General features: G+C 43.1%; 17 protein-coding genes. 4 read left to right on the forward strand and 13 right to left on the reverse strand.

The window, feature by feature from the left end; genetic code table 11:
• Positions 1–217: 217 nt before the first annotated feature.
• A complete protein-coding gene (gene recA / locus C2M33_RS15380) occupies positions 218–1,264 on the reverse strand; it encodes a recombinase RecA (protein WP_063703248.1) in 1,047 nt (348 codons plus the stop codon).
• Between the two features lie 58 nt (positions 1,265–1,322).
• Positions 1,323–1,820, reverse strand: coding sequence for a nicotinamide-nucleotide amidohydrolase family protein (locus tag C2M33_RS15385; protein WP_063703247.1), 498 nt, complete (start codon positions 1,818–1,820; stop codon positions 1,323–1,325).
• A 21-nt stretch (positions 1,821–1,841) separates the two neighbouring features.
• On the opposite strand from C2M33_RS15385, the gene mutS reads away from it, so the two are divergent.
• The gene (mutS, locus tag C2M33_RS15390) at positions 1,842–4,415 is read left to right on the forward strand and encodes a DNA mismatch repair protein MutS (RefSeq protein WP_105174844.1); all 2,574 of its coding nucleotides are present in this window, start codon (positions 1,842–1,844) and stop codon (positions 4,413–4,415) included.
• A gap of 85 nt (positions 4,416–4,500) precedes the next feature.
• On the opposite strand, the gene rpoS is transcribed toward mutS, so the two are convergent.
• From rpoS to C2M33_RS15445, 11 genes are read right to left on the reverse strand one after another with little or no spacing between them, the layout of a single operon-like run.
• On the reverse strand, positions 4,501–5,484 hold the full coding sequence (gene rpoS / locus C2M33_RS15395; RefSeq protein ID WP_063703245.1) for an RNA polymerase sigma factor RpoS: 984 nt from the start codon (positions 5,482–5,484) through the stop codon (positions 4,501–4,503).
• Between the two features lie 60 nt (positions 5,485–5,544).
• Positions 5,545–6,369, reverse strand: a complete 825-nt coding sequence (locus tag C2M33_RS15400) for a peptidoglycan DD-metalloendopeptidase family protein (protein ID WP_105174845.1) — start codon at positions 6,367–6,369, stop codon at positions 5,545–5,547.
• Positions 6,370–6,411: 42 nt separating this feature from the next.
• Complete coding sequence (locus C2M33_RS15405; RefSeq protein WP_063703243.1) at positions 6,412–6,990, reverse strand: YqaA family protein; 579 nt, start codon at positions 6,988–6,990, stop codon at positions 6,412–6,414.
• An 11-nt stretch (positions 6,991–7,001) separates the two neighbouring features.
• Positions 7,002–7,640, reverse strand: a complete 639-nt coding sequence (locus C2M33_RS15410) for a protein-L-isoaspartate(D-aspartate) O-methyltransferase (protein WP_063703242.1) — start codon at positions 7,638–7,640, stop codon at positions 7,002–7,004.
• Positions 7,630–8,394, reverse strand: a complete 765-nt coding sequence (gene surE / locus C2M33_RS15415) for a 5'/3'-nucleotidase SurE (RefSeq protein WP_054551143.1) — start codon at positions 8,392–8,394, stop codon at positions 7,630–7,632. The genes C2M33_RS15410 and surE overlap by 11 nt, the downstream gene beginning before the upstream one ends.
• On the reverse strand, positions 8,395–9,423 hold the full coding sequence (gene truD / locus C2M33_RS15420) for a tRNA pseudouridine(13) synthase TruD (protein ID WP_105174846.1): 1,029 nt from the start codon (positions 9,421–9,423) through the stop codon (positions 8,395–8,397).
• Positions 9,420–9,902, reverse strand: a complete 483-nt coding sequence (ispF, locus tag C2M33_RS15425) for a 2-C-methyl-D-erythritol 2,4-cyclodiphosphate synthase (protein ID WP_063703240.1) — start codon at positions 9,900–9,902, stop codon at positions 9,420–9,422. Before ispF ends, truD begins: the two co-directional genes overlap by 4 nt.
• Positions 9,899–10,600, reverse strand: a complete 702-nt coding sequence (gene ispD, locus C2M33_RS15430; RefSeq protein WP_063703239.1) for a 2-C-methyl-D-erythritol 4-phosphate cytidylyltransferase — start codon at positions 10,598–10,600, stop codon at positions 9,899–9,901. The genes ispF and ispD overlap by 4 nt, the downstream gene beginning before the upstream one ends.
• Positions 10,590–10,880, reverse strand: a complete 291-nt coding sequence (gene ftsB, locus C2M33_RS15435) for a cell division protein FtsB (RefSeq protein ID WP_063703238.1) — start codon at positions 10,878–10,880, stop codon at positions 10,590–10,592. The genes ispD and ftsB overlap by 11 nt, the downstream gene beginning before the upstream one ends.
• Before the next feature lie 22 nt (positions 10,881–10,902).
• Positions 10,903–11,535 (reverse strand): hypothetical protein, encoded by a 633-nt coding sequence (locus C2M33_RS15440; RefSeq protein ID WP_063703237.1) that lies wholly within the window; start codon positions 11,533–11,535, stop codon positions 10,903–10,905.
• Between the two features lie 59 nt (positions 11,536–11,594).
• The gene (locus C2M33_RS15445; protein ID WP_063703236.1) at positions 11,595–12,077 is read right to left on the reverse strand and encodes a DUF2947 domain-containing protein; all 483 of its coding nucleotides are present in this window, start codon (positions 12,075–12,077) and stop codon (positions 11,595–11,597) included.
• A 78-nt stretch (positions 12,078–12,155) separates the two neighbouring features.
• Between C2M33_RS15445 and C2M33_RS15450 the strand changes: the two genes are divergently transcribed.
• Genes C2M33_RS15450 through C2M33_RS15460 form a run of 3 tightly spaced genes read left to right on the forward strand, consistent with a single transcriptional unit; the run spans position 12,156 to position 14,464 of the window.
• On the forward strand, positions 12,156–12,374 hold the full coding sequence (locus C2M33_RS15450; protein ID WP_063703235.1) for a DUF1653 domain-containing protein: 219 nt from the start codon (positions 12,156–12,158) through the stop codon (positions 12,372–12,374).
• Between the two features lie 52 nt (positions 12,375–12,426).
• A complete protein-coding gene (locus C2M33_RS15455) occupies positions 12,427–13,275 on the forward strand; it encodes an AAA family ATPase (RefSeq protein ID WP_063703233.1) in 849 nt (282 codons plus the stop codon).
• A 1-nt stretch (position 13,276) separates the two neighbouring features.
• Positions 13,277–14,464 (forward strand): vWA domain-containing protein, encoded by a 1,188-nt coding sequence (locus C2M33_RS15460; protein ID WP_105174847.1) that lies wholly within the window; start codon positions 13,277–13,279, stop codon positions 14,462–14,464.
• Positions 14,465–14,554: the final 90 nt, after the last annotated feature.

A 14,554-nucleotide genomic window follows, 5' to 3' on the forward strand; every position in this document is an offset into this window, starting at 1 on the left:
GCTAACTTTACTCTTGCTAACTTTACTCTTGCTAACTTTACCCTTTCTAACTTTCCCCTCTCTAACTTTCCCCTTGCTAACTTTCCCCTTGCTAACTTTCCCCTTGCTAACTTTCCCCTCGCTAACTTTCATCCATAAAAAAACCGCTAACTGTGTAGCGGTCTTTTTTGTGTTAAGTGCGGGTCAAATCACGCTTAACTGTACTCTTTTGCGGTGTTTATAGCTCGTCTTCAGCTAATAGGCCTGCATCTTCACCATCTTCTGGTTGCACAGTTGCCTGAAGTAATAGCATCTCACGTAACTTACCTTCGATCTCATCTGCGATCTCTGGGTTGTCTTTTAAGAACTTAATTGAGTTTGCTTTACCTTGGCCAACTTTGTTGCCATTGTAGCTGTACCAAGCACCTGATTTTTCAACCAGTTTATGCTTAACACCTAAATCAATTAACTCGCCTTGTTTAGAAATACCTTCACCATACATGATGATGAATTCAGCTTGTTTAAACGGTGGAGCAACCTTGTTCTTAACAACTTTAACGCGAGTTTCGTTACCTACAACCTCATCGCCTTCTTTCACAGAACCAATACGACGAATATCAATACGTACTGAAGCGTAGAATTTAAGTGCGTTACCACCCGTTGTTGTTTCAGGGTTACCAAACATAACACCAATTTTCATACGGATTTGGTTGATGAAAATACATAGCGTGTTTGAACGCTTGATGTTACCTGTAAGCTTACGCAATGCCTGCGACATTAAGCGAGCTTGTAGACCCATGTGTGAGTCACCCATGTCGCCTTCGATTTCAGCTTTTGGTGTTAAAGCTGCTACCGAGTCAACGATAACTACATCAACAGCGCTTGAACGAACTAACATGTCACAGATTTCTAATGCTTGCTCACCAGTATCAGGTTGAGAAACAAGTAATTCATCAATGTTTACACCCAGTTTTTGCGCGTATACAGGATCTAGAGCGTGCTCAGCATCTACGAATGCACACGTTTTACCTTGTTTTTGAGCTTCAGCGATAACTTGTAAAGTAAGTGTTGTTTTACCTGATGATTCAGGACCATACACTTCAACAATACGGCCTGTAGGTAAACCACCAATACCTAATGCGATATCGATACCAAGTGAACCTGTTGAGATTGCTTCAATGTCTAGGGCTTTGTTATCGCCCAGTTTCATAATTGAGCCTTTACCAAATTGACGCTCAATTTGTGATAAAGCAGCGTCCAAGGCTTTTTGTTTGTTATCGTTCATTCTGTTCTCCAAATCCGGCTAATGCAGACAGTATACTGTATGAAATCACAGTATCAAGCTAATTTTCAGATTTTATCAATTCAATTACAGTTTTTAATGAATAAACAATAGCTTGCAGTCTAACTTCAGCTCTGTCACCAGCGAAAACCTGTTTGCTTGGGTAGTTTTGACCAGCAAAATGAATACAAAACCAAACTAACCCCACAGGTTTATCCAGTGTTCCGCCACCGGGTCCTGCGACTCCCGAAATTGCAATTGCGATATCGGCGTTTGCAGCTTTTGCTGCACCCGATGCCATTTCAACAACTGTTTGCTCACTCACCGCACCAAAGCTATTTAAGGTTTGTTCTGTTACGCCAATGAGTTCATGTTTTGCTTGGTTGCTATAAGTGACAAATGCGCGGTCAATATAATTAGAGCTACCAGGAGTATCGGTTAAGGCGTAGCTTACTCCACCACCGGTGCATGATTCTGCGGTAGTGATCCATAAGCGTTTATCCGTTAAAATAGCTCCTAATTTCGCAGCAAGTGTTTTAATCTCTTGATGTAATTCCATATTCAGCCTTTGGGTAAATACATGTCGTTTGATCTTTATGCACCGCACACTATAAATCAACAAACCCCTATGATGCAGCAGTATCTAAAAATAAAAGCCGAGCATCGGGATATTTTACTGTTTTATCGTATGGGCGACTTTTATGAACTTTTCTTCGATGATGCCAAGCGTGCTGCGCAACTTCTTGATATTTCTCAGACTCATCGTGGTAAAGCCGGTGGCGATCCCATTCCAATGGCAGGTGTGCCTTATCACGCCGTAGAGAACTACTTAGCTCGCCTTGTACAAATGGGTGAGTCGGTGGCTATTTGTGAGCAAGTTGGCGATCCTGCCACCAGCAAAGGCCCTGTTGAGCGTAAAGTTGTGCGCATTGTTACACCGGGCACTATTTCTGACGAAGCGCTGTTACAAGAACGCCAAGACAACTTGCTAACCAGCGTTTGGCAAAGTAAACAAGGCTTATATGGTATTGCTTATTTAGATATTAACTCTGGCAGATTCAATGTGTTAGAAGTAAATACTGATGAAGCATTTAGCTCAACATTACAGCGTTTAGCCCCTGCTGAGCTGCTTTATAGTGAAACATTTGCAAATGTGCACCTAATTGAGCATATCAAAGGCGCACGTCGTCGCCCAGAATGGGAGTTTGATTTAGATACAGCCCAGCACTTACTGTGCGACCAATTTGGCACCAAAGATCTGGTTGGTTTTGGTGTAGACAAAGCACACGCTGCTTTGGTGGCTGCGGGCTGCTTAATGCAATATGTAAAAGACACTCAACGTATTGCCCTGCCGCATATTCGTGCGATTACCCTTGAGCAAAACGAACACGCGGTGATTTTAGATGCTGCAACCCGTAAAAATCTTGAACTAACGGTAAATTTATCGGGCGGCTACGAAAACACGCTTGCACAAGTACTTGATAAAACAGCGACTGCGATGGGTTCACGCTTATTAAAACGTCGTATTCATACCCCTGTGCGCAGTAAAACAGAGCTCAACTCTCGACTAAACGCAATCAGTGCAATTATCGATGCGCAATTATGTGGTGAGCTACAAGAGTCATTAAAGCAAATTGGCGACATTGAGCGTGTTATCGCCCGTTTAGCGCTTTGCACAGCACGCCCACGTGATTTAACGCGCCTACGTAGTGCACTGCAAGCTCTGGCACCATTACACGAATTACTTCTGGACGCCAACGATCCACGTATTAGTCAAATAATTGCGCAATCACAGCAATTACCTGAGCTACAAGATTTACTAGAACGTGCTGTCATCGAAACCCCACCGGTGCTTATTCGCGATGGGGGTGTGATTGCCCCGGGCTATAACAGTGAGCTCGATGAATGGCGTGCGTTAAGCCAAGGTGCAACTGATATTCTCGAAAAGCTTGAAGAACGTGAGCGTGAGCGCACTGGCATTAGCACCTTAAAAATTGGCTATAACAAGGTGCATGGCTTTTTTATTGAGGTTAGCCGCGCTAACTCGCACTTGGTTCCTGCCGATTATATTCGCCGTCAAACGCTAAAAAATAATGAGCGCTATATTATCCCTGAGCTTAAAGAGCACGAAGATAAAGTACTTGGTAGCCAATCAAAAGCGCTGGCGCTTGAAAAACAGCTTTATGAGCAACTCTTTGAGTTTATAGCTCCGCACATTGCGCAACTGCAAACGATGGCAGCCGTACTGGCTGATTTAGATGTATTGAACAACTTAGCTGAACGTGCACAAGCGCTTAATTACGCTAAACCAACATTATGCGATAACGATAATATCAGCATTAAACAAGGTCGCCATCCGGTGGTAGAACAGGTAATGAAAGACCCGTTTATTGCCAACCCAGTAGAGCTTAATAACGACCGGAAAATGTTGATTATCACAGGTCCAAATATGGGTGGTAAATCAACCTATATGCGCCAAACCGCGCTTATCGTTTTGATGGCCCATATTGGCTCTTACGTACCTGCTGATCGCGCAGAAATTGGTAATATTGACCGTATCTTTACGCGTATCGGCGCAAGTGATGATTTAGCATCAGGGCGTTCAACCTTCATGGTTGAAATGACAGAAACGGCAACAATTTTAAATAACGCCACAGCGCAATCACTGGTGCTGATGGATGAAATTGGTCGCGGTACTTCAACCTATGATGGTTTATCGCTTGCCTATGCAACGGCTGATTATTTAGCATCAAAAATTGCTGCTAAAACTTTGTTTGCAACCCACTATTTTGAGCTAACCGAACTAGCCGAGCAAAAACCTGGGCTAGTTAATGTGCACCTTGATGCCATTGAGCATAACGACACCATTGCCTTTATGCATACCGTGCTTGAAGGTGCGGCAAGCAAGAGCTTTGGCCTTCAAGTTGCCGCCTTAGCAGGTGTACCAAAGGCAGTGATCCAACAAGCAAAACAAAAGCTTAAAATGCTTGAAAATCATCAACCTGTCACAGCCCCTATTGAGCAGCAACAGCAAACATTAAGTTTTGATGATGAACCTTCAGAGCTCGAATTAACCTTAAAACAGCTTGATCCAGATAGCCTAACGCCAAGACAAGCACACCAACTACTGTATCAATTAAAAGATTTACTGTAGGTATAAACATAGATATAAAAAAAGCTGACGTAACGTCAGCTTTTTTGTGTGTTCTAGACCCGAAGGCCTATGTATTGTTGTCAAATCAGGTGAATTGGTCGAATAGGCTATCAGTACTTAAACCTTCGTGTTGCAAAATGTCTTTTAAGCGACGTAATGCTTCCACTTGAATTTGTCTTACACGCTCACGTGTTAAGCCAATTTCACGACCAACATCTTCAAGGGTTGATGGCTCATAGCCTAGTAAACCAAAACGACGAGCAAGTACTTCACGCTGTTTCGGGTTTAACTCTCCTAGCCAATCAACAATGTGCTTGTTGATGTCATTGTTTTGTACTTCGCCTTCAGGACCATAGTCTTTTTCATCGGCGATGATATCTAATAATGCTTTGTCATTTTCACCACCAATTGGTGTATCCACCGAGGTGATTTTTTCGTTTAAACGCAGCATTTTAGTAACATCTTCAACCGGCTTATCTAAGCACTCTGCTATTTCTTCTGCGGTTGGTTCATGGTCAAGTTTCTGTGTTAATTCACGGGCTGTTCTTAAATAAACATTTAGCTCTTTAACCACATGAATAGGTAAGCGAATCGTACGTGTTTGGTTCATGATGGCACGTTCAATGGTTTGACGTATCCACCAGGTTGCATAAGTTGAAAAACGGAAACCTCGTTCTGGGTCAAATTTTTCAACGGCTCTAATAAGGCCTAAATTACCTTCTTCAATAAGGTCAAGCAGCGCAAGACCTCGGTTGTTATAGCGGCGGGCAATTTTCACCACTAAACGTAAATTACTTTCAATCATTCGCTTGCGAGAGGCTTCACAGCCTTTCAATGCTTTTCTAGCAAAATAGACTTCTTCTTCTGCGCTTAATAGCGGAGAAAAGCCAATTTCACCAAGGTATAGCTGAGTGGCATCTAGATTCTTGGCAACTTCATCCTTTGCAAAAATTTCATCATCGTTGTCGACTTCTTCTAGTAACTCTGGTGAATCATCTTCAATTACCGTGTCATCAAATTTATCGTCAATCGCGTCAGTTGTTTTCTCAAGTTTTGCTGTGTGACCCATAAGCGTCCTCCCGAGCAAATATGTGATTGAGCTAAATCACTTTATCAATACCCTAAATGGCTAAGGTAAATACTTAGCAGGATTGACTGCTTGACCCCGATAACGAATTTCAAATCTCAAAGCCGTAACCGAAGAGTCTGAACTGCCCATTTCTGCTATTTTCTGCCCCGCCTTTACTTCCTGTTTTTCCTTTACAAGCAACTTTGAATTGTGCGCGTAAGCACTTAGGTAATCATCATTATGTTTCAAAATAATTAAATTACCGTAACCCCTCAATGCGTTGCCCGCGTATACCACAGTTCCATGTGCAGCAGCTAAAACAGAAGCCCCTTGTTTATTAGTAATCTGTAATCCTTTAAAGCCATTCTCTTTATTAGAGAAGCGTTGCGTAACCTTGCCTTTTGCCGGCCAGCTCCATACAACTTTTGCATTAGAATTACTGTTTTTTTCACTAATTATTTTGTTGGCTTGTTTCTGAACATACTCTCGTTGTTTTGGCTGATCAAGCTCTTTTTTTAATTTTTTGTTATTTTTTTGTATAGAAACAGTAGACTTTTTACTCGAATTCGTATATTTTTTCGTCTTTTTTTGTTTTTGTGCCGATTTTGTGAGCAAAACACTCTGTCCGGGGAAGATAGTGTAAGGTGCTGGAATATCGTTTATTTTCGCAAGGGTACGAAAATCTTGTTGAGCGCTAAAAGCAATTGAGTACAAAGTATCACCCTTTTTGACTACATATTTTGAGCCTGAGATATTTACTTTGCGTGTGGCGGGTTTAACTTTATTATCTAAACTACTGACCGGCGCCGGTGCGTCGCGAGAAGTACAGCCAAAGAGCAAAATACTAAGAAACAAAGTAACATAGACTGTTAACTGCCTGCTCATCGTAAAATGCTCCTTATCGTACTAATTTAATGGTTTTGCGGGTTATCGTAGCAAAAAGTACGCAACCACGACTAAAACAACTAATCCCCAACCAAGCGCTTCAACATATTGACGTAATTTTTGCTCCATTTTAACGCCACCCCATTTCATCAAGGCCGACACTAAAAAGAAACGCGCGCCACGGCCGACAGCTGAGGCAATTAAAAACGGTAAGAATGCCATTTGCATCAAACCAGCGCCGATTGTAAAAACCTTATAAGGTATAGGAGAGAAGCCCGCTAAGAAGACTACCCAAACACCGTAGTTTTCAAACCAACCTAGTGCTGTGTCAAATTTGGCTTGCCAACCCATTTGGGCAATAAGAGGCTCGACCACAGGTTCGAATAACCAAAAGCCAAGTAAGTAACCTAAAATACCACCAATCACAGAGGCTATAGTAGTAAAGCTGGCAAAACGCCATGCTTTATCTGGTTGAGCTAGCGACATAGGGGCTAGCATAACATCCGGTGGTACCGGAAAAAAAACTGATTCAGCAAAACTCATCCCTGCTAAATAACGCTCCGCATGACGGTGTTTAGCCCATACCAGCGCCATATCATATAACTTAGTAAACAACTTCAAAGTATAACGTCCTATTCAATATCACCAGGTACCAAAGGTACAAATCTTACTGGTGCAACTTTATGTTCTGTAAATGTATCGCCATTTCTAACGACCATCATTAATTGCTGATCTTGTTCACCAATAGGTGCAATCATAACGCCCCCATCAGCAAGTTGTGCAAGAAGCCCTTGTGGCATAGTAGCAGCTGCTGCTGTGACAATAATTCCCTCAAATGGAGCTTGTGACTGCCAGCCTTGCCACCCATCACCATGTTTCATGGTGACATTGTATAAATCAAGTTTGTGCAAACGCCGCTTTGCTTGCCATTGCAATGCTTTGATACGCTCCACCGAGCACACTTTAGTAAAGGTTTTTGCCAGTATCGCCGTTTGGTAGCCAGACCCTGTGCCTATCTCAAGCACTTTATCACGCACCCCAGCTAAGCGGAGCAGCTCTGTCATGCGTGCGACTATGTATGGTTGTGAAATCGTTTGCCCTTGGCCGATTGGCAGTGCGGTATTTTGATAGGCTTTGTGCTGTAAAACATCATCAACAAAGATGTGCCTAGGTGTAGAAGCTATCGCTTCAAGCACCGTACTGTCTTCTACGCCCTCGCGTTTTAATAATTCAGCTAATGCTAGTGCACTGCGATTATAATTAGTCAGCACTATTAATCTCCATATTTGCTAACCAGCTATCAACGGCTTGTAAGCTTTCTTTCGCCGTCATATCAACACTGAGTGGTGTGACTGATGCATATCCATTATTGATGGCATAAAAATCAGTGCCTTCCCCTGCATCACTTTCAGCGCCAAGGGTACCATACCAATAAATATCGCGGCCCCATGGGTCTTGTTGTTTAGTCATGGTTTCAGCTTTATGGCGCGAACCTAAACGGGTTACTTTGACCCCTTTTAGTTCGGTAAGCGGAATATCAGGCACGTTTAAGTTGATGATTTGATCTTTCGGTAATGGATGCGATGCCAACTCTTTGATGATACTTACCGCAACCGCTGCGGCAGTTTCAAAGTGATTTCCTTCTTTAGAACATAACGACACTGCAATGGCAGGTAGCCCTAAGTGACGGCCTTCAGTGGCAGCGGCAACGGTACCTGAATACAAGGTATCATCACCTAAATTGGCACCGTGGTTTATCCCTGCAACCACTAAATCGGGCTGCTGCTCGGTTAACTCATTAACTCCTAAATGCACACAATCAGTTGGCGTGCCATTAATCGAAATAAAGCCATTATCAAGGGTGGTTGCACGCAGTGGATTCATTAACGTTAATGAATTACTTGCGCCACTGCAATTGCGATCTGGCGCCACTAAGGTCACATCTGCAATTTGCGTTAATGCATGATACAAAACCGCAATCCCTTTAGCATGCACACCATCATCATTGCTTAGTAAGATTTTCATTTACGCATCCTTTTGTTTTTGTTCTCTAGGGCTTGCATCTTGATAGTCCACCAGCTCACGCAGCAAGGCGGTAGCAAAACACCCTTTTGGTAAACCAAAGCTTAACTTTAAGGTCGTTTCATCTATCGTTTCAACGGCTAATGAGTCTGGGATCAGTCGTAACATTCTACGCTCATTCTTAAGGCCAAGTTCGCTAAGACCCTCTATCCAAGACTGATAAGGCTCGAGCCACTCTTTTTCAGTTTCGGTTAGGCCTTTTTCGCCTTTACCAACCATAGGAGCTGACATCACAATATCACCAGACGCTAGGCGGGCAATATTGTCATCACTAATATTGTCTTCAAAAAATGCATTACTGCCGCTGAGCATAAACACTTCGCGGTGCATTGTTTTTGCAAGGCCATGCTCTGCAACGCGCATGCTCACGATTTCATTAAACACATAAGAGCGTGCAGCTGAAATAACTAAGCCACGCAATTTTTTATCGCGGATACGCTCTCCGGCAAACATGCGTTTTGCCATTTCAAGGTTGTGACCACCATGCCCAAAGCGCTGCTCACCAAAGTAATTAGGCACACCGGCGCGCACCGCGTTGATACGGCACAAAATATCCAGCGGCTCAGTCACGTTGCGTAACGTAATGGTAAAGCGATTGCCTCTGTGGCAGCCAGTTCTGAGCTTACGATTATGACGCTGTTGCGATACCACAAAAAATTGCTCGTTATTCAACTCACTAAATTCTATGTGTTTTTTAATTGGCACGGGAACACTAAACCATTGTGTACACACGCCATGACGGTCTTTTAAGCCTGCATAACTCACATCACGTGGAGATACCCCCGCTTTTTCGGCAATGCGTTTAGCAATAAACTGAGTATTTTCGCCTTTTTTTACAACCTGCAAGCAAACATGCTCACCTGATCCTGTAAACTCAATACCTAAGTCTTCATCAACCATGAAGTCTTCGGCGTGAGTTTTAAAGTCAGCCTTAGAAAGGGGTTTACCGTAAAGGTAGTTTAACTCACTCATGCGCTTTGTTTGCTCATAATCACCACTGCGTGGCTTGAAATACCTTCTTTGCGACCTTCAAACCCAAGCTTCTCAGTAGTTGTTGCTTTCACATTCACTTGAGAAATATCAGCTGCAAGGTCTTGGCATAAGTTTTCACGCATTGCTTGAATGTGCGGCAACATTTTTGGTGCTTGCGCAACAATCGTCACATCGGCATTACCAAGTACATAGCCTTGATCTTTAGCAAGCCCAACCACGTGGCGTAGTAAAATTCGGCTATCAATATTTTCGTATTCGCTCGCAGTGTCTGGAAAATGCTTGCCAATATCCCCCATTGCTAATGCACCTAAAATAGCATCACACAATGCGTGAATGGCAACATCACCATCTGAATGTGCTAAAAAGCCTTGTGGGTAATCAATTTTTTCACCACAAATCACCAACGGGCCTTCGCCGCCAAATTTGTGTACATCAAAGCCATGGCCAATTCGAATCATGAGGTACTCTCGTTTTGTTGTTTTTGCAGTAAAAATGCTGCTAAATCTAAATCTTCTGGGGTGGTGATTTTAATGTTGTCACTGCGACCAGCAACCAGCTTAACAGGCTGCTTAACCCATTCAATTGCCGATGCCTCATCCGTGATAGTCACACCATTTTTAAGGGCACTTGATAGCGCATCTGTGAGCGCCTGATAGGGGAAAAACTGAGGGGTGAGTGCCTGCCATAAATCATCACGAGGCACCGTTTGTTCACTGTGCGTATGACCGCGTTTAATGGTGTCTTTTACTTTTGATGCTAAGATACCGCCTTCATTGGCAGCGATACATTCAGATATTAAACGCTGAATATCTGCCAAGCATACTAACGGCCTTGCCGCATCGTGAACAAGCACCCAATCAGGCGGGTTATCCGCAAGTGATAACAATGCATTGAGCACTGAATCAGCGCGCTCTTTACCACCAGATACGCGCTCAATACGCTTATCAATATGAGGTAAATCAGCAAAGTAGCCGTCATCATCGCTAACTGCTACTTTGATGGTATTTAATTCGTTAAGTTCTGCAAGTTTACTCAGGGTATGTTCTAAAATAGTTTTACCCGCAAGTTCAATATACTGCTTTGGCGCCGAATGCTGCATTCGACTCCCAACTCCCGCAGCGGGAACAATGGCGGTGATAGTTTGCTTAGTGTTCATTTTGCTGTTGACCTGGTAATACGCGAATAAAGGTTTCGCCAGGTTTAATCATTCCTAATTCATTGCGCGCCCGCTCTTCGATGCCCTCTTGACCGAGTTTTAAGTCTTCAATATCGGCTTTGAGCACTTTATTGCGCTTTAACAATTTAGCATTGGTGTCTTGATGAGAGGTAACCGCTTGTTTCAAACGAGTGTAATCTTGCACACCATTATGGCCAAACCATAAACGATATTGCAGAAATAAAGCCAAACATAACAAGGCGAATTGAAAAACCCGCATTGAACACTCCTTCGCGGTTAAATTAAGTCAAAGGGCGTTTTAAATTACGCCAATTTATATTGCTTGCTAGTAGCATTTCTCGTAATGACAAACGCTTAGGTGTGATGCGTTTATTAAATTGCCATTGATGACCACAGCACGCTGCTGCCATCACCGCTTTTGCGGGCTTAAGCAATTGAATATGCGCGTTTTCTAGCGATTCACCGGAAGTATCAAACCAACCAAGCTCGTTGCAATGTACCTTATTGTCGCTTACTTGATCTAAGCTGTCTATGCGCACGGTTGTACATTGCTCGTCATTAATTAGCACGGGAACAATTAACCCGCGCTTAGCATATTGACTATAAAAGTCTTTTGAGTCGTTTTTATTATAAACAGGTGGCGTTGATTTTTGTTTTTCAAGCCAACTGCCGTTTTGTGAATCTAGCTGCAATGGCGCATCGCCATTAACTATACGCATGGCTAAACGCTCTATATAGTAAGGCAAACTAGCTAATAAGCGCTTTAGCCTTGCAGCATCAGGTTCATTTACCAAACGCGGGATTTCACGAGCATAAAATGCATTGCATAACTGCGCATACAAAGCACGATCGGCATCAGTTTGCCAAATTTCGGCTTGTTGCGAGTGTTCGCTCTGTGAAGTTGGTTTAGACAATGCGCGCTCTTATAAAACAATTGCTTGACTGTTTTATAGCATAGAGCGTTTATTGAGCGCTACTTTACTGCGCCTTTTTTACCCAATTTTGCATTACCAGATTCTAAAAACTGCACCACCGCATCACGCTTTTTACCTAGTAACAAACTACCATCAGCTAAAAACATAAAGTTTTGCCAACAACGCTTAAAAACGGCAAAGCTGGTTTCAATGATATTGTCGCGAGCCATACAAAAATAGACCGTCGTGTTTGCTTCCCACGCTAAGTGGTTTAGGATTTCTTCAGGTAACTGCTCGTCGCCCGCTTCCCATGCGTTTTCCCAGTTAATGGTCTCTGAAAAGCTGTCGTCTTTGCCGCACCAATCTGTTTTATCAAAAAAGTCAGGGTGATCATGCTCTCGGCTCACCATGGTAGTCCATAAAACAGCAGCGCGTTCAGCACTCATTGGTTTTATTTGCGCTGCGTCTTCGCTACTTATCGGCATATCTTTATGACGAAAAACCCAGGCTTTTTTGTATTCATCTAACGAAATATAATTCATAGTTCAGGCAGTTTGTTTCAGCGTAAAATGTGCAAACTGCAATTATACCCAAATGACTCCAAGATGCGAGATAAACACATGACTATCAAACCCGGGATTTACCAACATTACAAAGGTCCAAAATACAAAGTTGAATATGTTGCCACTCATAGCGAAACGAATGAGACACTGGTAATTTATCAAGCGCTCTACGGCGAATTTGGCATGTGGGCACGCCCGCTTAGTATGTTTACAGAAACCGTCACTGTAGAGGGCAAAACGGTACCGCGTTTTGCATACCTTTCAGACGCCGACTAACTGTGGCATCATGACGTTATTAATCACTGCTCAGACCAGATAAGGTGACATCGTGCTTTTTAATTCAACCGATAACTACATTGCCAGTAACTCATTAAAACAAGCGGTTAACGCAGCGATCTTGCTCGAAAAACCCCTGCTTATTAAAGGTGAACCCGGCACAGGTAAAACTATGCTGGCCGAGGAACTTGCAAAAAGTTTAGACACCACGCTAATTCAATGGCACATCAAATCAACCACTAAAGCGCAGCAAGGCCTGTATGAATATGATGCGGTATCGCGTCTTCGCGACAGCCAGTTAGGTGATGAGCGTGTGCACGATATCAGCAACTACATTGTAAAAGGGAAATTATGGCAAGCCTTTACCTATGGTGAGCAACATAACAAACGCCCTGTGCTATTGATTGATGAAATTGACAAAGCCGATATTGAATTCCCCAACGACTTGCTATTAGAGCTCGATAAAATGGAGTTTCATGTTTATGAGACCGGCGAGCGAGTTATTGCAAAGCAACGTCCGATTGTGATCATCACGTCAAATAACGAAAAAGAGCTGCCAGATGCCTTTTTACGTCGTTGTTTTTTCCATTACATTGATTTTCCAAGTAGTGAAGAAATGGCGCAAATTATCGATGTGCATCACCCGCATGTTAAACAAGATTTAGTACGCCAAGCACTTGAGGTTTTCTTTAATCTACGTGAAGTAAACGGCATTAAGAAAAAACCATCAACCAGCGAATTACTCGACTGGTTAAAGCTACTGATGGCCGAAGATATTGATGCTAAAACACTGCATGATAAAAGCCAAAAAGGCGGCTTAATGCCCATGTTTGGAGCACTATTAAAGAACGAGCAAGACATTAGCTTAATCGAAAAACTTGCGTTTATGAGCCGCCGTTAAGATGTTAATTGCGTTTTTCTTTAAGCTTCGCGAATACCGCTTACCAGTAAGTTTGCGAGAACTACTTGATTTGATCAATGCGCTCAAGCAAGGAGTTATTTTTGCCGATGTTGACGCGCTTTATTATTTAGCGCGTACCATCATGGTTAAAGATGAAACCCATTTCGACCGTTTTGATAAAGCCTTTGCTGATTACTTTAGTGGTGTCGCCGACCTTGATCTGCTCGAAAGCTTAAAACAGCAACATGCCTTGCCTGATGATTGGCTGCGTAAAGAGTTTGAAAAGCACTTAAGCGAAGAAGAAAAAGCGCAACTACAAGCCATGGGCGGCCTTGATAAACTCATGGAAACCCTCAAGCAACGCCTTGAAGAGCAGCAAAAGCGCCATGCAGGGGGCAATAAGTGGGTGGGTACCGGTGGCACTTCACCATTCGGCGCCTATGGGTATAACCCTGAAGGTGTGCGTATTGGTCAAGACGGTAACCGACATCGCCGCGCAGTAAAAGTGTGGGATAAACGCAGCTACCGAAACCTTGATAGTGACCGTGAAATCGGCTCGCGCACCATTAAACTCGCTCTAAAAAAACTGCGTAAATTTGCCCGTACTGGCGCCAGCGATACCCTCGATTTAACCGAAACCATCCGCGCAACAGCAAAGCAAGGCGGCATGCTCGATGTAAAAATGGCACCTGAGCGCCACAATGCAGTAAAAGTATTGATGCTTTTTGATATCGGCGGTTCAATGGATGATTACATTCATACCTGCGAAGAGCTATTTAGCGCTGCTCACAGCGAATTTAAGCACCTAGAGTTTTACTATTTTCATAACTGTTTGTATGAGCATGTTTGGCAAGATAATCAGCGTCGTCATTCTAACGTCATTGATACCATGACCTTGATTAACAAGTTCACCAGCGACTACAAGGTGATCTTTGTTGGCGATGCCACCATGGGTCCCTACGAAATCGCCTACCCTGGAGGCAGCGTTGAGCATTGGAATGAAGAACCCGGCAGCGCTTGGCTAAACCGCATAACCAATCACTTTGATAAAGTCGCTTGGCTCAACCCGCAACCCGTTGAACACTGGCGCTATTATCAATCAATTGATTTTATAAAGCAGTTAATGGACAACCGCATGTACCCACTCACGCTAGATGGGATTAGTAATGCGATTAGAGAGTTGAGTTAGAGTTAGAAAGTTAGAAAGTTAGAAAGTTAGAAAGTTAGAAAGTTAGAAAGTTAGAAAGTTAGAAAGTTAGAAAGTTAGAAAGTTAGAAAG

The organism is Pseudoalteromonas sp. T1lg122 (assembly GCF_002964825.1).
Classification (GTDB): Bacteria; Pseudomonadota; Gammaproteobacteria; order Enterobacterales; family Alteromonadaceae; genus Pseudoalteromonas; species Pseudoalteromonas gelatinilytica.